Raw genomic sequence first — 19,402 nt, 5'->3', positions numbered from 1 at the left:
CTGCCCGGTGCTCAGTCCTCGCCCTGCCCGTCGGCGCCGAGGTAGGTGAGGACGGCGCGGACCCGGCGGTTGGTGTCGTCGTCGTTGGCGAGCCCGAGCTTGGCGAAGATCGCCGTCGTGTACTTGCTGATGGAGCCCTCGCTGAGGAACAGCTGGTTGGCGATCGCCGTGTTGGAGAGCCCCTCGGCCATCAGCGCGAGGACGGAGCGCTCCCGTTCGGTGAGGGTGGCGAGCGGGTCGGCCCGCATCGGCCGGCCCAGCAGCTTGGCGACCACCGTGGGGTCGAGCGCGGTGCCGCCGTCGGCCACCCGCTGGACCGCGTCCATGAACTGGTTGGCGTCCAGGACACGGTCCTTGAGCTGGTAGCCGATGCCGCCGTGGCCGTCGGCGAGCAGCTCGCGCGCGTACAGCTGCTCCACGTGCTGGGAGAGGATCAGCACCGGCAGGCCGGGGACGACCCGGCGGGCGGAGAGTGCGGCCTGGAGTCCTTCGTCGGAGAACGTCGGCGGCAGCCGGACGTCCACGATCGCCGCGTCCGGTTTGTGGGTGACCAGCGCGTCGAGCGCGGCCGGCCCCGAGTCGACGGCCGCGACGACGGTGTGGCCGTACGCCTCGACGAGGCGCACCAGCCCGTCGCGGAGCAGGAAGAGGTCTTCGGCTACGACAATTCGCACGGCACCGCCACGGTGATACGAGTGGGTCCACCGGCCGGGCTGTCGATCTCCAGACGTCCGCCGAACGCCGCCATGCGGCGCTCGATGCCACTCAGCCCGGACCCTGTGGATGCGGCCGCTCCGCCGATTCCGTCGTCGCTCACGGTAGCAGTCAGCAACCGTGCCGCGTAGTTCAGTTCGACCTTGACCCGTTCGGCGCGGGAGTGCTTCGCGACGTTCGCCAGCAGTTCCGCGACGGAGAAGTAGACGGCCGACTCGACGGGGCGTTCGGGCCGGGCCGGCACCTCGCTGAAGACGTTGACCTTCACCGAGGAGTCCAGGGCCAGGGCCCGCAGGGCGTCGACCAGTCCGCGTTCGGCGAGGACGGGCGGGTTGATGCCGCGGACGAGCGAGCGCAGCTCGGCGAGCGCGGTGGCGGAGGTGGCCCGGGCCTCGGCGAGGATCGCCTTCGCGGCGTCGGGGTTGGTGTCCACCAGCTGCTCGGCGGCGCCCATCGACATCCCCATGGCCACCAGCCGGGCCTGGGCGCCGTCGTGCAGGCCCCGTTCGATGCGCTCCAGCTCGGCGGCCTGGGTCTGGGTCAGGTCGGCGCGGATGGCCTCCAGCTCCTCGACCCGCCGCCCGAGCCGGGTGCTCGGGACCGGCCCGAGGAACCGCCGGGCCATCGGGCCCAGGATCCGCCAGGCGAAGGGGGCGCCGACCAGGCCGGCCACGATCACGGCGACGCCGTAACCGGTGAGGGCGGGCGTCAGCGCCATGTAGCCGCCGTAGCCGAGCGCGAGCAGCGGCAGGGCCGCGACCGGGAGTACGGTGACCGAGGCGACCAGGGACCAGACGCCGTCCCAGTGCAGCTGCGGGTCGTGGAACCGGGCGTGCACCTTGGCCCGCCGGCGGGCCTCCCGCTCGGACTTGTGGTACTCGTGACCGTCCCACCAGAAGCCCGTGGCCATCCTGGTGACCGGCGGGACGGGGCGGTAGGCCACCCGGATCTCCAGGTCGAGCCACTTCTTCGCGCAGTGGCGCGCGCCCCTGGCGAGGGCCCGGCTGGTCAGCGGGTGGACCACCCAGAGCGACACGGCGACCCAGAGGACCACCACCAGGGTCTCCCCGAGGGTGGCCAGCGCGCGGACGGCCAGCGGGGCGGACAGTCCGTCGGACCAGGAGTAGGCGAGGGCGGAGCCGGCCACCGCGACGGGCACGGCGACCAGGGCCATCACACAGGTGAGGCCGGTCAGCACGACGGACCGGTACAGCCCGAGCCCGATCCCGGCGCCCCACCGCAGGGGATTGCCTCCGAGCGGTATCCGCATCTGCCAGTTCCTTTCGCAAGGGTGATCATTGTGTCAGCCGGGCGCCGGTTCCTCAGGCGGTACCTGCGAACGTACGCCGGGCGGGTCCCCCACCGGGGCTGCCGGTACGCCACGCGCGCGGGTGTCCCGCGCGCACCGGGGGCCCGGACGCCGGATGGCCGGATGCCCAGGGGGGTCCGGCCATCGGAGGGGCGGAGCAGGTCCTCAGCACGTCACTTCTTGTCGGGGGCGGGGAAGACGGCGCTCAGCGCGGAGCCGCGGGTGAGGACGGCGACGCCGATCAGGGCCAGCGCGGACAGGCCCTGGAGGACGGCGTACCAGACCGGGCAGAGGCCGGGGATCAGGTCGACGACGATGATCGCGATCGGCATGATCGTGGAGAGGGTGCGCACCCGGTCGAAGGCCTTGTAGGAGCCCTGGGCGGCGCGGGCCGTCATCCGGTGCAGCAGGAAGGTGATCAGGAAGAGGATCGCGCCGCGGATCCACATGAACGGCGAGGCCTCGTGGCCGGTGAACGCCATGACGGCGACCGTGCCCAGGACGATGGCGCCGACGGCGCCGAAGAGCGTGATGCACTTCTTCACGGTGTCGAATGCGTCCTGCGTGCGGGACTCGCCGAGCTGCGCCGCCGAGGCCGTGATGTCGCTGGTGTTCGCCATGGTTCCTGCTCCTTCGTGTCGTTGTGCTAACGACATTACGGATCGCCGGCCCGCCCCGACATGGGTCTGTCCGTACGGGTGGGTGGGTCTGGACCCACTCCCCGCGGAGCCCTCCCGAGCAGGCCGTTCGACTGTTCAACTGCCGCACGGCCAAGGGCGATTGGGATTGTTACGATCATGCGCAAGGCCAGGGCCGGGTGCGCTCCCCCGAAGCACCCGGCCCTTCCCTCTTCCGGCCGGGCCGACCCGGCCCCGGGGGAGAGCGGAACCACCGCGCGCGCCTCGTCGAGGGACGTCGAGGAACCGAGACCGGAGAAGAACAGGAATCCCGAACCCCAGAGAAGTGAGGGTGATCATGAACGACAACGGTGCACCCAACGTGTTCCTCACCGGCGCCCCCGTGCTCACCGGTGCGGAGCGGCTGCGCCATGTGGCGGATACCGGTGCGACCAAGGTGAAGGTCCCGCTCGGTAACCGCTACGAGCACTTCGAGGCCAGTTCCGAGACCACTCTCGTCGACGACCGCGAGCTGCGGGTCTTCGTCTGGACCCACAGCACGTACGTGGCCGAGTAGCGCGACCGGGACGCCGAACGACCCGCACGTCGACGGCGTACGGCAGAGCGGAACCGTGCACCGGAGCCGTGCACCGACCGGGACCGTCCGGTCGGTGCACGGCTCCGGCGTGTTGGGGGTCCGCGGGCGGCCGGCGTCGATCGGCCGGCGAACGGTCGGCGAGCCGGCGGCGGAGCGCGGCGGGCGCGAGGGGCCCGGCGGGACGGACGGCGAAGGCCCCGCAACCGCCCGGACGTGTAGGGCGGTTGCGGGGCCGGAGGGCCATGGAGGCCCCGGGGGGCGGGAGTCGCCGGGTGGTGCGGCCGGACCGTCAGCCGGCGGTCCGGGCACCCGCACCCCGGAAGTGCTCGACGAGGACCTGCATGACGTCCTTGCTCCGCTCGCTGATGAAGAAGTGCCCGCCCTCGAACACCCGCAGGTCGAGCTCCGCCGTCGTGTGCTCGGCCCAGGCCTTCGCCTCGTCCAGGGTGGTCTTGGGGTCGTTGTCGCCGGTCAGCACGGTGATCGGGCTGTTCACCGTGATCCCGGGCGCGCAGCGGTAGCCCTCGACCGCCGTGTAGTCGGCCCGGAGGGCGGGCAGCGCGGCCCGCATCATCTCCTCGTCCCCGAGCAGGGCCGACGCGGTGCCGCTCAGCCGGCGGACCTCGGCCAGGATGGCGTCGTCACTGCGGAAGGTGTTCTCCTGCCGGACCGTCGACGGCGCGCGGCGCCCGGAGGCGAACAGCCGCACCGGAGCGTGCCCGTCAGCCTCCAGCCGACGGGTCAGCTCGAACCCGATGACGGCCCCCATGCTGTGGCCGAGGAAGGTGAGCGGGAGTTCCGGCTGGCGCCGGAGCACCTCGTAGAGGCGGTCGACGAGGACCGCCAGGTCGTCGATGGCCGGCTCCATCCGCCGGTCCTGCCGTCCCGGGTACTGGATGGCGAGGACGTCGACCGCGGGGCTCAGTGCCGCCGAGACCGGAAGGTAGAAGGAGGCCGAGCCGCCCGCGTGCGGGAGGCATACGAGTCGGGCGGTCGCGTTTTCGGCAGGGTGAAAACGTCGGCACCACAGTTCATCTCCGGGCGAAGGCCGAGACATGCCACTCCAGAAGGTCGTCATACCGGATTGTCAATTGAACCCGAACATAGCGAATTGCCGGAACGGCGGCAAGGAGATCGGCGGGCCCGGCCCCGCGTTATCCGCTCAACTGGCGAGCGGGCGGCAGTTGAACGGTGGCCGGGCGGCCGGCCGACTGGTATTCCTTTGGACCGAGGGAGCGTGGCTGCCTGTTGCGTTGCCCCGATGATCCCGGTTACTGTTCCAAAATACGCGGCGACATTGAGAGGTGACGTACGTGGGACACAAGTTCTCTCTGGTGCTCAGTCGGGAGATCTCCGACGAGGAATCGACGATCCTGCAGGACGCGGGTTTCGCCGGCGCGACTTTCTCGACCGATGCGCTTCCGACCAACGCGGAGGTCCCGGTCACGAGGATCGAGTTCGACGACGAGGTCGCGCCCTCCCTGGCCGAGGCCATCGAGTCGGCCCTGGAGACGGTGAAGACGGTTCCGGACCTCACGGTCCCGGGCCTCAGCGTCCCGGCGGTGCCGCAGGCGCCGGTCGAGGAGGCGGCCGCCGAGGCGGCCTAGCCTGTCGGCACGAGACGAAGAAACCGCCCAGGTGGCGGTGGGTGTGAGCGCGGCGGAGCTCCGGCCGAGGGTGAACTTTCGAGTCACCCCGACCGGAGCTTCGCCGCGTTTTCCGTGCGGCCGGCGGTCGGCCGCCGCGGCCACCCCGTGGAGCACCTCCGGCCACGCCGTGGAGCACCCCCTGCCACCCCGTCGAGCACCTCCGGCCCTCCCCGGGCAGGGGCCGGCCGCGGCCGGAGCAGGCCGGCAGGAGGGGGGAATCGGGGGGCCCTTACATCCGGTGAGGGGACCCCTATATCCCCAGGCGGAAGCTTCCGGGGCGGTGTCCGGGGCTGCTAGCGTGCGGTTCTGGTTAATCCGATCGAACGCTATTGACTTTTGGGGGTCGGTGCGACGTTCCTCCGGCTGCCGACCTGCCGGAACAGACAGCTTCCGCTTCCGCTGCAAATGACTCGACCGAGTTGTCATGGGGGTGCAGTATGGGACTTCTAGCCCACAGTGTCATGCCGCTCAGAATTGATGAGCACTGGATTGGCGAGTCGGAAATCGTCTCGGTTCCGATCATGCAGATCCTGCCCGGGGACTCACCGCGTCTGGAGGGTGAGGACAAGATTCACGTCCTGCGGCTGGCGGCGATCGAGAGTCCGCTGCCGCCGATTCTGGTCGACCGGCGGACGATGCGGGTGATCGACGGAATCCACCGGCTGATGGCGGCCTCCCTCAAGGGGCGCCACGCGATCGACGTCAGGTTCTTCGACGGCAGCAGCGAGGAGGCGTTCCTCAAGGCGGTCGAGTCGAACATCGAGCACGGCCTTCCGCTGTCGCAGGCCGATCGCAACGCGGCCGCGCTGCGGATCCTCAAGTCGCACCCCACCATGTCGGACCGCGCCGTCGCCAAGTCGACCGGACTGGGCGCCAGGGCGGTCGCCGAGCTGCGCCGCTCCTCCGACTGCGTGCCCGCCTCGAACTTCCGGGTGGGGCGCGACGGCAAGGTCCGACCGCTGAACGGCGCGACGGGGCGGCTGCGGGTGGCGGAGCTGATCAGGGAGAACCCCGAGGCCTCGCTGCGCCAGGTGGCCCGGTCGGCCGGCGTCTCGCCCGCGACGGCGCTCGACGTGCGCCGGCGGCTGGAGCGCGGGGAGGGTCCCGTGCCCTGTCAGCGGACCCCCGCCGGGACCCCGGCGGGCTCCGCCCGGGAGCAGCAGCCGGACCGCACCCCGGTCGTCGTCGGTCCGCCCTCGACCGTCACGCTGGAGAAGCTCATGCGGGACCCGTCGCTGCGTCAGAACGAGCTGGGCCGACGGCTGCTGCGGATGTTCAAGGAGAACGTGCTGGGCGCCAAGGAGATGTCGGACATCTGCGCGTCCGTGCCCTCGCACTGCATCGAGCTGATCGTCCAGCTCTCCCGTCAGAACTCCCAGATCTGGGAGGACTTCGCCCAGGAGCTGAACCGGCGGGCCCAGGTCGTCGCCGCCGAGTAGGGCGGCACCGGGCCGGACGGTGTCCGGGGGCGCCGCGGTCCGCGCGCCCCCGTGCGGGCTCAGGCGGAGCGCCTGCTGATCAGACCGAGGAACGCCTCCAGGGCGTCCTGGTCGACGCGGAGGTTCTCGGCCAGGACCTGGTGCCGCGCCAGCAGCGAGGTGACCTTCCCCAGTGCCTCGTCCGTGCCGGTCACCACGACGTGGTCGCCCTGGCGGTTGACGCCGCTGACCTCGGGCAGCCGCGCCAGCAGGCGGTGGTCGAACGGGGCGGACGGGCGGAACTGGATCCGCTGCCCGCTCCGGACGCGCTCCAGCAGCCTGGCCGGCGTGTCGGTGACGGTAAGCCGGCCCCGGTCGATCAGCGCGACCCGGTCGCACAGGCGCTCGGCCTCCTCCCAGGAACCGGTGACCAGCAGGATGGTGACGCCACTGGCGCGAACGGCCTCGATCAGCTCCCAGGTGTCTCGCCGCGACCGCGGGTCCAGCCCGGTGGTCAGCTCGTCGAAGACCGCCACCTTCGGGTTCCCGACCTGCTCCAGCGCGCTCGCCAGCACCTGGTCCGGCCGCTGGTCCGGCCGACCGGACGCCGGACCGGCCACCTCGGTCCCGTTCCCGGTGGTCTCGGTCCCGCTCCCGGCGGTGAAGCCGAGCGCGTCCATGAGCCGCTGCCAGTCGCCGGGGTCGCGGTAGAACGAGCTGAAGAGCGACAGCGCCTCCGCGATCCGCGGGTGGTCGGGTGCCCGGTCGTCCTGGAGGCGGGCGTCGATCTGCCGCGTCACCCCGGTCCGTTCCGGCCGGGGATCGCGGCCGAGCACCTCGATCCGGCCGCCGTCCCGGTCCCGGAGCCCTTCGAGGCATTCCAGGATCGTGGTCTTGCCCGCACCAGCCGGCCCGAGAATCCCGAAGATCTCACCTTCCTCGACGGAGAAGGAGACGTCATCGACCGCGACCCGGTCACCGTACGTCTTGTGCAGGTTCCGCACCTCGATCACCACGGACATCGGTTGTCCTTTCGAATGCTGGCTGCGCGTGCCGGTGTCGGCCCGGACTGGAAAACCTACGGTTCGCCCGGCCGCCCGGCCACCCCGCTATGCCCCGTACGCAGTGGGCCTACCCCCACCGGCTTTCCTGACTGTTCGATTTCAAGACGCCCCAGGGATATCCCACCGAATCGATTCCGTGCACAAGACGACCGGTGGAATGGGCAGGAGGAGGGAAAACGATCGGAAATCGCCGAATCCGGGGGAGGGGCGAGTGTGCTCCCGGCGGATCGGTCGAACGGACCGGCGAGCGGAACGACCTCGGTGCACGAACCACGGGAAGGCGCGGGACCGGACACCGGGCGCCGGCCGTGCGGTGGCGAACCCCTGACTTCGCGACGGGCACCCCTGTTCCGGGGCCCGCGAACAGGGGTCGGGGCCGCCGCTACCCCTAAGGGGTGGCCGAGTGGCTCTTGGCCGCCGCCCGTGCGCCCTACTGTCGGAGCCGAAGGTCCCGGAGCGACCACCGCAGTGGACGGCGTCGAGCGGACGCTACCGAACCGACCGCCGGAGGAGCCGTGAGCAGCATGCCGTCCCCAGCGGCCGAGCGGCCGACGGGCCTGCCCGCCGTCGCCCGGGCGCGGGGGCACGCGACGGCCCTCGGCCGGCTGGCGGTGCTGGCCGTCCTCGTCCCGCCCGCGCTCGGACTGCTCGTCACGACCCTGCTCGGCTTCGTGCTCTGGTTCTGCCTCGGGGTCTTCCCGCTGTTCCCCGCGGTCACCGGACTCACCAGGGCGGCGGCCGGCCTCGCCCGGCGGCTGGCCGGGGCGTGGTCCGGGGTGCCCGTGCCGTCGCCCTACCTGCCGCGCCCGGAGCCGGAGCGCCCGCCGCCCCTCCGGAGGACGACCGCGGGGGAGCACCAGCGGTGCGGCCGGCCCACCGGGGACACCCGCACCGTCCGCTGGCTCTGGACCGACCCGGCGACCTGGCGGGACTACCTCTGGGTGCTGCTGAACCCGCTGATCGGCGGCGCGACCGCCGCCGTCCCGCTGCTCCTGGTCGGCTGCGGCCTGGCCGGCCTCGCGCAGCCGGCCCTGCACACCGCCCTCCTCCCGCTGGACGGCGCCGACACCGCGCTCCTCGGCTTCGCCTTGGCGGCGGCCGGCCTCGGTCTGGCGGAGCGGGTGCTGCGCCTGCACGGCCGCTGGACCCGCGCCCTGCTCGGGCCCACCGAGCGGGCTGTGCCGACCTCCCTGCTCGGGCCCACCGAGCGGGCCGCGCCGACCGGCCGGGGCGAGCCGCCGGTCGGGGGCCGCCCGGACCTCGGCGAGGTCCGGGCTCCCGAACTGCGCCGGATCGAACGCGACCTGCACGACGGCGCCCAGGCCCGGCTGGTCGCGGTCGGCCTGCGCCTCGGCGCGGTCGGGGCGCTGATCGACCGCGATCCGCAGGCGGCGAAGGAGCTGGTGTCGGAGACCCAGGCGAACGTCGTCCGGGCCCTCCAGGAGCTGCGCGACCTGGTCCGGGGCATCCACCCCCCGGTCCTCGCCGAGCGGGGACTCGTCGCCGCGGTGCGCGCCCTCGCCCTGGACGTCCCGCTGAAGGTCGAGGTGCGGGCCGACGTCCCCGGCCGGGCCGAGGCGCCGGTCGAGTCGGCCGTCTACTTCGCCGTCAGCGAGGCGCTCGCCAACGCCGTGAAGCACGGGGGTGCCCGGCGCGCCAGCGTGGAGTTCTCGCACGCCGCCGGGCGGTTGCGGGCCGAGGTGGCCGACGACGGCCACGGCGGCGCGGACCCCCGGCTGGGCAGCGGGCTGCGGGGCATCCAGTGCCGGCTCGCCGCGTTCGACGGCACGCTCACCCTGAGCAGCCCGCCCGGCGGCCCGACCCGGCTGACCATGGAGCTGCCGTGCGCGCTGTCCGCGCCCGGGGCCGCCACCTCGGGCGGGGCGGGCCGCCCCTGCCGCTGACCGCCCACGGGGTTCGCGGCCGCCCCGGGCACCGATCGCGAGAAATCCCGCACCTAAGCGGGGCTTTAGCGGTCCGCGCGACCATCGGGGCGTACGACGGGCCCGGTGTGCGGGACCCGCAGGACCGGAGACGACCCGAGGGGGTGTCATGTCACATTCCGTCAGCTTCCCGGGGCGCGCGCGGGCCCGGGCCGTCGTGCGCCGCGCTCCGGGGCGTCGACGGACCCCGCCCACCGCACGATCACCCGTCACCGCGTCCCCACCCGTCACCGCGCCCTCCCGCAGGCGCGCGGCCCCGCAACGACCCACCCAGTTCTGGAGCGACGAGCATGACCGACCCGGGAAACTCCACGATCGGACCGCCGGTCGGCCGGCCCAGGCGGGTGGCCGCCCTCGGCGGGTCCTGGGACGGGGTGCGCGCCGACCTGGCCGCGTACGGCACCGCCGTGGTCCACGCCGATCTCGCCGACCTGGTGCCCGTCCCGCCGGGCGGCGGGGAACCGCGCGGGCCGCTCGACCGGGACCGGTCGCGCTACCTGGACCTCGCCCACCCCGAGGTGCGCCACCGCCACGCCGCCTCCAGGGCGCTGCTCGAACACGCCGCCGCCGCCCTCCCGGACGGTGGCCCGGACGCCCCGGAGCTGGCGTACGGCCCCACCGGCCGGCCGTACCTGCGCGGCTGCGACCGGGTGGACATCAGCCTCAGCCAGGCCGACGGCCTGCTGCTGCTGGGCATCACCACCCGGGGCCTGATCGGGGTGGACGCCGAGCCCGCCGAGCGCCCGATGCACCAGGGCGGCCTGAGCCGCCAGGTGTGCACCGCGTACGAGCTGATCACGCTGGCGGCGCAGGCCGAGGAGGAGCGCAACCCGGCCCTGGTGCGGCTGTGGACCCTCAAGGAGGCGTACCGGAAGGCGACCGGGCAGGGCATGCGGTTCGACTTCACGGAGTTCGGCTTCGGTCCGGACGGCCGGCCCGTCCCGGTGCGGCGACCCGACGGCAGCACCGGGACCGGCGAGGAGTGGGGGTTCCACACCTTCGAACTGGACAGCGGGTACCGGGTCGGCGTCGCGGTCTACGACGCCGGGCCCGACTCCCTCGAAGACATGAATATGACAACCGGGCCCGATCACGACCGCGCGTGATGCGAGCCCGTGACCGGTCAGGCGGGCGGCTTCGGCGGCGGTTCGGCGCCCGCCGGACCCTTCCCGAGCAGACCCGCCATCGCCACGTTGTACCCGGCCTGGAAGCGGCTGGTGGCCTCCAGCTCCTCGGTGATCTCCGATATGTGACGACGACAGGTGCGCACCGACATGCCCAGCCGGCGTGCCACCATCTCGTCCTTGTAGCCCCGGGCCATCAGCCGGATGATCGACTGCTTGAGGTCGTCCGTGGTCGGGGTGTCGTAGACGAACGGGGTCGCGCTGTCCCACAGGTGCTCGAACACCGCGCAGAGGAAGGCCACCAGGGTCGGCTCACGGACGATCGCCGCGCCCGTCGACTCCTCCTCGTCCGCGGTGCGCACCGGCAGGAACACCGTCTCGCGGTCGTAGATCAGCATCCGGTCGATCACTTGGTCCGCGGTGCGGATCTCGGCACCCATCGCGGTGACGTCACGGACGTACGCCTTGGTCGGGAGGTCGCTGCGGGCGGTGTGCTGGTAGATGGTGTGCATCCGCACCCCGCGCTCCAGCATGCCTTCGGCGGACTTGCGCGCGGCCGGCAGCAGCGTGGAGGGGCGGGCGCCGCCCGGCTGGACGGTGAGCACCTCCTTGCGACAGGTCTGCCCCAGGTGGTCGAGCATGTTCTGGATCGCGTCGACGTCGGTGACCACGTCGAACGCCTCGAACCGGTTGCGCAGCCGGCGGCCCTCGAAGTACAGGGGGCTGAGCGACAGCAACTTGCTGCGGACGTCGGTGACCGCCTGCCGCAGGTCGCGGATCTGATGCTCCGCCGGCCCGACCAGGTCGGCCGCGGCCACGTCCGGGCTGACCGGCACCAGGACGTTCGGGTCGCCCGGTCTCGGCTGCAGCAGGTGCATCAGCCGCAGCACCTGCTCGATGCGGCTGACCTCGGCCTCGTCCAGTTTCAGCACGGCGGCGATGGCATTCCGGTCGAAGCGGCCCGACTCGACGGCGTGTCCATAGGCGCTCGCACTCAGATCGTCTAGTTCGGCGAAGCCGGTCTGAAGCTGTGGGTGTCCGAACACTCTGAAGCCCCCGTCGGAATGCGAAGTTCCTGCCATGCAACTTTACGCCATGGTGATCCGCTCGGACCGGGCGTCGTCCGCGCGGCAGAGTAGAGCCCAGGCAAGCGGTGAAAGGCTGTGCGGCCGTCGCCCTGCCGGAGTTTCCGACCTGTTCCGACTGCTTGGGGGACAAGATGAAGGTCTCGACCATCAGGATTCGGGTGGCGGCGAAGAGCGCCCTGCTCGCGGTGGGTGTCGCAACCCTGCTCGGGCTCGGCCACAGCTCGGCCTCCGGCGTCGGTGTCACCGGCCCCGGAGACGACCGTTGGGGGATCACCCACCTCATACCGTCCCCCGTCGCGAGCGACGACTGGGGCCTGAAGAAGGAACTGCTCATCAAGGCCGCCGACGCGCGCCTGGGCTTCAAGGTCACCGCGACCGAGGACGACGACCGCTGGGGCTGATCCCCCGCGAACACCCGTCGGACCGGCCGGGGGTGCGGGGCGGTGCCCGGACGCCCCCGGCCCGGCCGGCGGCCGCCCGGCGGCACCCCGCCCGCCGGCTGACGGCCCACCGGGGCGGGCGCGGTGAGTCGTTCCCCGCCCGCCGATCACGACCCGCTCCGAGCGCCCCGAGGTGTGTACTCCCTCGCCCCGGCGCTCGCGCCGCCGCCGGTGCCCTTCCCGGCCCGCGGCCCGCGGCCCCCGCTCCGCTCTCCGGTCCCGGCCCGCCCGTCACGCACCGGGTGGCCCGGCGGCCCGCCGTCGAACTCCGCGCTGCCGCGGCCCGACCGGTCGTCGCCGCCGACGTGGGCCGGCCCGCCGGCGCGCGGCCCGGACCTGACGGCCACTCGCCCCGGACGCGGCGCCCGGCAGCCTCCCGCCCGCCGGTGCGCCGGCGCCCGGGTGCCACCCCTTCCCCGACACCCGCCGGAACCACCGCGTCCGGTCGCGGCAAGTCGGTCCGCGCGCAGACCGCTCCGCGCGCAGGCCGGTCGGCTCGTAGGCCGATCGGCGGGCAGGCCGGTCCGCACACAAGTCGGTCCGCACACAAGTCGGTCCGCGCGCAGGCCGGTCGGGCCCCCGCCGTACCCGACCCGACCCCTCGTCACCCCGCCCCGGACAGCCGCCGTCGAGGCGGGGGGAAGTTGTTGCCGTGCAGCTTTCGGACGGCCCTCGGCGGCCCGTCCGGGCGGTCCCGCCTGCCTAGACTCGAACCGCCGGCGGATCACTTTCCGGGTGGCAAGTCTCAACCGCGCCCACGACTCTCCGGCGATCGCCGTGAGGCGGGCGCGCCGACCGTGACGCGGACGAAGCCGGGGGCCGAAAGTGCTGATGGACCGTGAACGAGAACTGGCCGTACTGGACTCCGCCCTCGCGGACAGCCTGCAGGGGACCCCCAGGATCGTCCTGATCGAGGGCGCGGTCGGCTGCGGGAAGAGCGAACTCGTCGAGACGGTCGCCGAACGCGCGGCCGCCTCCGGCGCGGTGGTGCTGCGCGCCATCGGCACCGCCGTCGAGCACGACCTCCCGCTCGGTGTGCTGGGCCAGTTGCTCGCCGCCGCCCCCGCCGGATCCCTGCCGGACCCGGCGGGGGCGCCGGACCCGTCCCGGATCGACGTGATGCAGTCCCTGTGCGCCGCCGTGCACCGGCTGGCCGAGACCACGCCGGCCGTGATCTGCATCGACGACCTGCACCACATCGACGACCTGTCCTGCCAGTACCTGCTCCACCTGGTCCGCCGCACCCGCGCCGCCCGCGTCCTGCTGGTCTGCACCGAGTCGGTCCACGAGCGCGGCGACGACCCCGTCTACGGCACCGAGTTGCTGCGCCAGCGCAGCTTCGTCCGGATCCGGGCCGAGCGGCTGCGCCCCGAGGCCGTCGACCGGCTGGTCCGCACGGAACTCGCCGCCTCCCCGGCCGACGGCAGAACCCCGCCGCCCGCCGACGCCGCCGGCGGCAACCCGCTGCTGCTGCGCGCCCTGATCGAGGAGCACCGGGCCGGCGGCCGCGCCCCCGAACTCGGCGGCGCCTTCACCCAGGCCGTCCTCGCCTGCCTGACCCGCTGCGGACCGGTCGCGCGCCGCCTCGCCGAGGTGGTCGCGGTCCTCGGCGAGCTCGGCTCGCGCGAACTGGCCGTCCGCCTGCTCGGCGGCACCGACGGCGCCGTCGTCCGGGGCAGCGCCACGCTCGGCGCCGCCGGCATCCTGGACGGCTACCGCTTCCGCCACCCCGTCGCCCGGCAGGCGGTGCTCGACCGGATGGACCCGGACGACCGGGCCGCCCTGCACCGCCGCGCCGCCGAACTCGCCTACCAGGACGGCGCCCCGACCACCGCCGTGGCCGCCCAGCTCCTCGCCGTCGGCCCCACCGAGCTGCCGTGGGCGGTGGCGGTGCTCTCCACCGCCGCCGAGCAACTGCTCGCCGACGGCGCGACCGACCGGGCCGCCGCCTGCCTCGAACTCGCCCACCGCGGCCGGGCCGACGACGAACAGCGCGCCCAGTTCCGCACCATGCTCGCCGCCATCACCTGGCGGACCAACCCCAGTGCCGCCGAGCGCAGCCTCGCCGGACCGCTGGAGACCCTCAGGGCCGGCCGGCTCGGCCCGGCCCGGCTCGGACCGCTCGCCCGGCTGCTCACCGAACAGGGCCGGATCGACGAGGCCGGCCAGGCCCTGGAACGGCTGGCCGCCGCCCGCGAGGCCGAGCGCGCCGGACAGCCCGCCCGGCTCGGCCGCGGCGCCGACCCGCTGGACGGCCTCTCGGCGTTCCCCCGGTGGGCCGGCCCGGCCCCGTCGGCCGCGGGCGCCCGGCCCGGCGAACCGCTGCCCGCCCGCACCCAGGGGCCCGCGACCCTGTGGGCGGTCCCCGAGTACACCGCGGACGGGGCGGCCGGGGCCGCGGCCGAGACCTTCCTGCGCGGCGCCACGCTCGGCGACGGCACCGCCGCCCCGATCGTGCAGGCCGTCCGGGCACTGCTCGCCACCGACGGCCCGGCCCGCGCCCTGCCCTGGTGCCAGGTGTTCCTGGAGGAGGCCGTCCGGCGCGGCGCACCCGGCTGGCAGACCACCTTCACCGCCCTGCACGCCGAGGCCCTGCTCCGGCAGGGCGACCTGGCGGGCGCCCAGCGGCGGGCCGAGGCCGCCCTGGCCTTGCTGCCCGAACGCGGCGGCAGCGTCTACGCCGGGGGCGTGGCGGCCACCCTGATCCGGGCCGCCACCGCCGCCGGCCGCCACGACACCGCCGCCCGCGAACTCGGCCGCCCGCTGCCCGAAGGCCTGACCGGCAGCATCCACGGCCTCGCCCACCTGCGGGCCCGCGGCGAGTACCACCTCGCCACCCACCGCTTCCACGCCGCACTCGGCGACTTCCTCGACATCGGCCGCAGCCTGAAGCGCTGGGGCCTGGACCGGCCGCTGCTGATGCCCTGGCGCAGCGGCGCGGCCGAGGCACTGATCCGGCTCGGCGAAGTCCCGCAGGCCGCCCGGCTCATCGCCGAGCAGCTCGCCCACCGGGACGCCGCCCACCCGTGGATCTGCGGCCTCACCCTGCGCGTACGGGCGGGCCTGTGCGAGCCCCGCGAGCGGCACGCGCTGCTCGCCCGCGCGGTGGACGAGCTGCACGAGGCCGAGGACCGCTACGAACTCGCCCGCACGCTCGCCGACTTCGCGCGGGTGCTGAAGGAACTCGGCGACACCAACCGGGCCGGCATGGTCGGCCGCCGCGCCTGGCAACTCGCCAAGGAGTGCGGCGCCCAAGCCCTGTGCGAGCAGATCGCCCCCGGCCCTGGCGGACCCGGCGGGCCGTCCGAGGACACCCGGTGCGGGGGCGTCGACTTCGCCGAACTCCACGCCAGGCTCAGCGACTCGGAGAAGCGGGTGGCGATGCTCGCGGTGCACGGCCACACCAACCGCGAGATCGCGATGAAGCTCTACATCACCGTCAGCACGGTCGAGCAGCACCTCACCCGGGTCTACCGCAAGCTCAACATCACCTGCCGGCGGGAACTGCCCGCGGAACTCCACCTGCTCGGCTCGGGCGGCCGGGTGTGACGGCCCGGCGGACCGGGTGACGGGAGTCCGGCACCGCGGTGAACAGCCAGGACCGGCGGCGGGAGACCCCCGGGCCCGCGGCGTCGGCCGGACCGGCCGACCGCCGGACCGGCCCGGTGCGACGCCGCGCCTACCCACGGAGACACCATGACGACGCACACCGGTCCGCCGGACGCGGCCCTGCCCGAGGTGCTGCGCACCGGCATGCTGGCCCGGGTCGAGAAGCGGCTGCGGGGTCAGCTCCATGCCGAGCACGCTCGCTGCCGGGCCGTCGACCCGCCGGCCGCGGGCATGGTGGAGGCGCTGGCCGACCTGGTCGCCGCCGGTGGCGAACGGATCCGGCCGACCGTGCTGCTCACCGGCTACCTCGCGGCGGGCGGCGATCCGGCGGGCGGCCCCGCCGTCGACGCGGCGGCGGCCCTCGAACTCCTCGACACCTGCTACCTGATCCGCCGCGACGCCCGGGAGAACGCCCCGCTCCGGCAGGGCGCGCCGACCCTGCACGTCCGGCACGCGGCCGAGCACGAGCGCAACGGCTGGTGCGGTGACGCCCAGGGGTTCGGCGTCGGCATGGCCTCCCTGATCGGGGACCTCGCGACGGCCCTCGCCGACCGGCTCGCCGCAGGCCTGCCGGACGCCGCCCGGCAGGTCTGGCACGACCTGCGGATCGGCCGGCTGGGCGGCAGTTACGTCGACTCCGAGCTGTCCAGCAGCTACCTCGCCGACCCGTGGCCGGCCGGCTGCCTCGCGGGCTGCGCCCGAGGCTGCGGCACCGGCTGGTACGCGCTCCAGCACCCGCTGCTGATGGGTGCCGCGCTGGCGGGCCGCGGCGACCTGGCGGTGGTGTACCAGGACTACGCCCGCCTGCTGCACGCCGCCTGGCGGGTGCGCGGCTTCCTCAGCGGCAGCGGGGACCGCGACTGGTACGGCGACCTGCTGCGGGAGATGCTGCTGGGCGGCGAGGACCCGGACCGCGCCGAGCGCACCATCGGCCACCTCCTCGACCGCACCCGGCGGGTCGTCGCCGCAGCCCCGCTGACCATCGCCTGGCGCACCGAACTCGCCACCCTGGCCACCCGCCTGGCCGGACCCTGACCGGCCCGGCCGGCGTGTGATCTCGCCCGCCCGCCGCCGGGGCACTCGGCCCGGTCCCGACGGTCGGCGCTCCGATGCCCCTCGTACCTCGGACCGGCCGGCCCACCCCGCCGGGCCCGGCCGCCCTTCGGCTACCCCTTCGGCTACCCCGCCGGCTCGGCCCGGCGGCCGGGGGCGGGCAGGCGCCAGACGCCGGGGCGGACCTCCAGGTGGTCGCCCGGGCCGGGCCGGGCGGTGCGCAGGGCGCGGTGGGCGAAGGACTCCAGCCGGCGGTCGTGGAGGGTGCGGGCGAGGTCCAGGCAGTCGGTGAACCGGGCGTGTGCCCGGGCGTGGTCACCGGCCGCGAGCGCGTGGAGTCCGAGGGCGCGCAGCACGTCGAACCGGGCCCGCGGGTCGGCCGGTCCGGAGTCGTCGGCGAGCGCGGTGGCGTGGGCGGAGGCGAGCAGGGCGTCGGCGTCGGCGCCGTCCCCGGCGTCCATCCGCAGTTCGGCCAGGCCGACCAGGGCCCGGCTCAGCTCGGCCCGGTGACCGGTCTCCTCGGCGACCCGGCGAGCCAGCCCGTAGTACTCCCCGGCCTCCTCCGGGCGCCGTTGCTGCCAGGCGAGATCGCCGAGCGAGCGGAGCGTCCGGGCCTCGGCCCCGCGGTCGCCGCCGCGCCGGGCCGCGTCCAGGGCGAGCGCGTGCGTCTCGGCCCAGGCGTCCCAGGCGGCGTGCGTCTCCAGGTGGCCGTCCAGCGCCGCCACCAGCCGGACGACGGCGGCCGGCCGCCCCGCCCGGTGGGCCTGCCGGACGGCGCGGACGAGCGCCTCCCGCTCACGGGTGAACCAGCCGGCGGGCTCGTGCGGCTCCTCCCCGGTGGGCCGGGCGTGCGTCAGCGCGGCGGTGACCCGCTCGGCCGCGCGGGCGTGCTCCGCACAGAGCCGCTCGATCGCGTCCCCGATGTCCTGGGGGTCCTCCTCCTCCGTGAGCCGTTCGACGGCCAGGACCCGCAGCAGCTCGGGGAGGTGGTGGCCGGTCCGGTCGGTGGCCAGCAGCCGGTCGTCGAGCAGCCCGTCCAGCAGGCGAGCGGTCTCGGCGGGGGAGCGGCCCAGCACCGCAGCGGCCGTCGCGCGGTCGAACCGGCCGGCCGGTAGCAGCCCGAGCAGCCGGAAGGCTTGCCGCAGCTCCGGCCGGGCGTCCCGGTAGGCCCGCAACAGCGGCTCCCGGACGTCGAGTTCGCCGATCCGCAGCTCGCCGAGCCGGTACCGTTCGTCCCGCAGCCGGTCCACCAGGCAGGCGACCTTCCAGTGCGGGCGCGCCGTCAGCTGGGCGGCGGCGACCCGGACGGCCAGCGGCAGCCGCCCGCACAGCTCCAGCAGTTCGCGGACGGCGGCGGGCTCGGCCGCCTCCCGCTCCGGGCCGGCGGCCGCCGCGAACAGCAGCCGCGCCTCCTCGGGATCGAGGGTGTCCAGCAGCACCGGCCGGATGCCGCCGAGCCCGGCGGGCAGCCGGCGGGCGGTGACGATCGCGCTGCTCCCGCCGGTGGTCGGCAGCAGCGGGCGCAGCTGCGCCTCGGAGTCGGCGTTGTCGAGGACCAGGAGGAGTTGACGACCGGCCAGCTGGGCCTGCCAGGCGGCGCGGAGCTCGCCCGCCCCGGCGCCCTTCGCCGGCCGTACCCCGCGCCGTCGCAGCAGGGTGGACATCGCCTCGGTGGCGCGCAACGGCCGCCCTCGTTCGGGGTGGAGGTCCAGGAAGAGCCGGCCGTCGGGGAAGGACGGGTCACTGCGGCGGGCGGCCTCCAGGGCGAACGCGGTCTTGCCGACCCCCGGCTGCCCGGCGACCGCGACGAACGATCCGGCCGGGGCGTCCCGCAGCAGCTCCTCGACCTGGGCGAGGGCCGTGCCGCGGCCCGCGAAGACCGGGTCGGCGGGCGGCATCGCCCTCTCGTGCCCGGGCCGGACGGCCACGGCGGCGGCCCGGCCGCCGCCCGCCGCCGTGCGTAGCAGCCCGGGATCGCCCGCCAGGATCCGCCGGTGCAGGCGTTGCAGCGGCGGCGCGGGTTCGATCGCCAGCTCCGCGACCAGCGTCCGGCGCAGCTCGGCGAAGGCCTCCAGCGCCTCGGCCTGCCGCCCGGCCCGGTACAGGGCCAGGATCAGGTGGCCGTGCAGTTCCTCCCGCAACGGGTGTTCGGCGGCCAGCGACCGTAGTTCGGCGATCAGTTCGTGGTGCCGGCCGAGTTCGAGGTCGGCCCGGATCCGCTGGTCCAGGGCGGCGACGCCGGCCTCGGCGAGCCGGGCGGCGGCCCCTTCGAGCAGCGGCCCGTGCGGGGTGTCGGAGAGCAGCGGGCCGCGCCGGAGCGCGAGGGCCCGGCGCTGGAGGTCGGCGGCGGCGCGGTGGCGGCCGGCGGCGAGCGCCTCCCGGCCGCGCCGGTGCAGCCGCTCGAACTCGGACAGGTCGAGCCGGTCCGGCGGGACGCAGAGCCGGTAGCCCGGGGACTGGGTGCGCAGCAGCTCCCGGCCCCGGTCGGGGTCGGCGGCGTGCAGCAGCTTGCGCAGCTGTGAGACGTAGACGTGCACGGTGGCGGTGGCCGTGCGGGGCGGCTCGTCCCGCCACAGCTCGGCGACCAGGCTGTCGACCGAGACCACCCGGTCGGCGTGGACCAGCAGGGTGCCGAGGACGACCCGCAGCTTGGCCGCCCGCGGTGTGTGCGGGCCCGTGCCGCCCTCGATCTCCATCGGTCCCAGGATCCGGAACCTCACCGGGCCCACCCCTCGTACTCGCTGTGCTCTCGTGCGCCGGGTCCCCGGCGGTGACG

Annotated in this window: 15 protein-coding genes; 8 read left to right on the top strand and 7 right to left on the bottom strand. The window is 74.7% G+C overall.

What is annotated here, in order from left to right:
* Positions 1–11 precede the first annotated feature (11 nt).
* The 3 genes from ABZ495_RS31670 to ABZ495_RS31660 all read right to left on the bottom strand — a co-directional run bounded on the left by ABZ495_RS31670 (position 12) and on the right by ABZ495_RS31660 (position 2,643).
* Positions 12–674: a response regulator transcription factor gene (locus ABZ495_RS31670; protein ID WP_329490255.1), complete on the bottom strand. Its 663-nt coding sequence runs from the start codon at positions 672–674 to the stop codon at positions 12–14.
* Entirely contained in the window at positions 659–1,984 is a 1,326-nt protein-coding gene (locus tag ABZ495_RS31665; protein WP_359839298.1) for a sensor histidine kinase, read from the bottom strand. Before ABZ495_RS31665 ends, ABZ495_RS31670 begins: the two co-directional genes overlap by 16 nt.
* Positions 1,985–2,196: 212 nt before the next feature.
* Positions 2,197–2,643, bottom strand: coding sequence for a hypothetical protein (locus ABZ495_RS31660; RefSeq protein ID WP_329490257.1), 447 nt, complete (start codon positions 2,641–2,643; stop codon positions 2,197–2,199).
* Between the two features lie 355 nt (positions 2,644–2,998).
* On the opposite strand from ABZ495_RS31660, the gene ABZ495_RS31655 reads away from it, so the two are divergent.
* Positions 2,999–3,217: a DUF5988 family protein gene (locus tag ABZ495_RS31655; RefSeq protein WP_329490258.1), complete on the top strand. Its 219-nt coding sequence runs from the start codon at positions 2,999–3,001 to the stop codon at positions 3,215–3,217.
* A 310-nt stretch (positions 3,218–3,527) separates the two neighbouring features.
* On the opposite strand, the gene ABZ495_RS31650 is transcribed toward ABZ495_RS31655, so the two are convergent.
* A complete protein-coding gene (locus ABZ495_RS31650) occupies positions 3,528–4,295 on the bottom strand; it encodes an alpha/beta fold hydrolase (RefSeq protein WP_359839296.1) in 768 nt (255 codons plus the stop codon).
* Between the two features lie 256 nt (positions 4,296–4,551).
* Here ABZ495_RS31650 and ABZ495_RS31645 point away from each other — a divergent pair, with 256 nt between their 5' ends.
* Complete coding sequence (locus ABZ495_RS31645; protein ID WP_329490260.1) at positions 4,552–4,845, top strand: hypothetical protein; 294 nt, start codon at positions 4,552–4,554, stop codon at positions 4,843–4,845.
* A 563-nt stretch (positions 4,846–5,408) separates the two neighbouring features.
* Positions 5,409–6,326: a transcriptional regulator gene (locus ABZ495_RS31640; RefSeq protein ID WP_329490261.1), complete on the top strand. Its 918-nt coding sequence runs from the start codon at positions 5,409–5,411 to the stop codon at positions 6,324–6,326.
* A gap of 59 nt (positions 6,327–6,385) precedes the next feature.
* Here ABZ495_RS31640 and ABZ495_RS31635 read toward each other — a convergent pair whose 3' ends face one another.
* On the bottom strand, positions 6,386–7,327 hold the full coding sequence (locus ABZ495_RS31635; RefSeq protein ID WP_359810606.1) for an ABC transporter ATP-binding protein: 942 nt from the start codon (positions 7,325–7,327) through the stop codon (positions 6,386–6,388).
* 566 nt (positions 7,328–7,893) lie between these two features.
* Here ABZ495_RS31635 and ABZ495_RS31630 point away from each other — a divergent pair.
* A complete protein-coding gene (locus tag ABZ495_RS31630; protein ID WP_359839294.1) occupies positions 7,894–9,273 on the top strand; it encodes a sensor histidine kinase in 1,380 nt (459 codons plus the stop codon).
* A 329-nt stretch (positions 9,274–9,602) separates the two neighbouring features.
* Positions 9,603–10,418: a 4'-phosphopantetheinyl transferase superfamily protein gene (locus ABZ495_RS31625; protein WP_359839292.1), complete on the top strand. Its 816-nt coding sequence runs from the start codon at positions 9,603–9,605 to the stop codon at positions 10,416–10,418.
* A gap of 17 nt (positions 10,419–10,435) precedes the next feature.
* Here the strand turns inward: ABZ495_RS31625 and ABZ495_RS31620 are convergent, their stop codons facing one another.
* Positions 10,436–11,368, bottom strand: a complete 933-nt coding sequence (locus tag ABZ495_RS31620) for a LuxR C-terminal-related transcriptional regulator (protein ID WP_329490265.1) — start codon at positions 11,366–11,368, stop codon at positions 10,436–10,438.
* Between the two features lie 287 nt (positions 11,369–11,655).
* On the opposite strand from ABZ495_RS31620, the gene ABZ495_RS31615 reads away from it, so the two are divergent.
* The 3 genes from ABZ495_RS31615 (at position 11,656) to ABZ495_RS31605 (ending at position 16,608) form a co-directional block, all read left to right on the top strand.
* The gene (locus ABZ495_RS31615; RefSeq protein ID WP_329490266.1) at positions 11,656–11,925 is read left to right on the top strand and encodes a hypothetical protein; all 270 of its coding nucleotides are present in this window, start codon (positions 11,656–11,658) and stop codon (positions 11,923–11,925) included.
* A gap of 870 nt (positions 11,926–12,795) precedes the next feature.
* Positions 12,796–15,513, top strand: coding sequence for an AAA family ATPase (locus tag ABZ495_RS31610; protein WP_359839290.1), 2,718 nt, complete (start codon positions 12,796–12,798; stop codon positions 15,511–15,513).
* A 147-nt stretch (positions 15,514–15,660) separates the two neighbouring features.
* Positions 15,661–16,608 (top strand): hypothetical protein, encoded by a 948-nt coding sequence (locus tag ABZ495_RS31605; protein ID WP_359839288.1) that lies wholly within the window; start codon positions 15,661–15,663, stop codon positions 16,606–16,608.
* A 143-nt stretch (positions 16,609–16,751) separates the two neighbouring features.
* Here the strand turns inward: ABZ495_RS31605 and ABZ495_RS31600 are convergent, their stop codons facing one another.
* A complete protein-coding gene (locus tag ABZ495_RS31600) occupies positions 16,752–19,322 on the bottom strand; it encodes a BTAD domain-containing putative transcriptional regulator (RefSeq protein ID WP_359839286.1) in 2,571 nt (856 codons plus the stop codon).
* Between the last annotated feature and the right edge of the window lie 80 nt (positions 19,323–19,402).

Source organism: Kitasatospora sp. NPDC005748, assembly GCF_040630735.1.
Classification (GTDB): domain Bacteria; phylum Actinomycetota; class Actinomycetes; order Streptomycetales; family Streptomycetaceae; genus Kitasatospora.
This window is presented reverse-complemented; position numbering and strand designations above follow the sequence as displayed.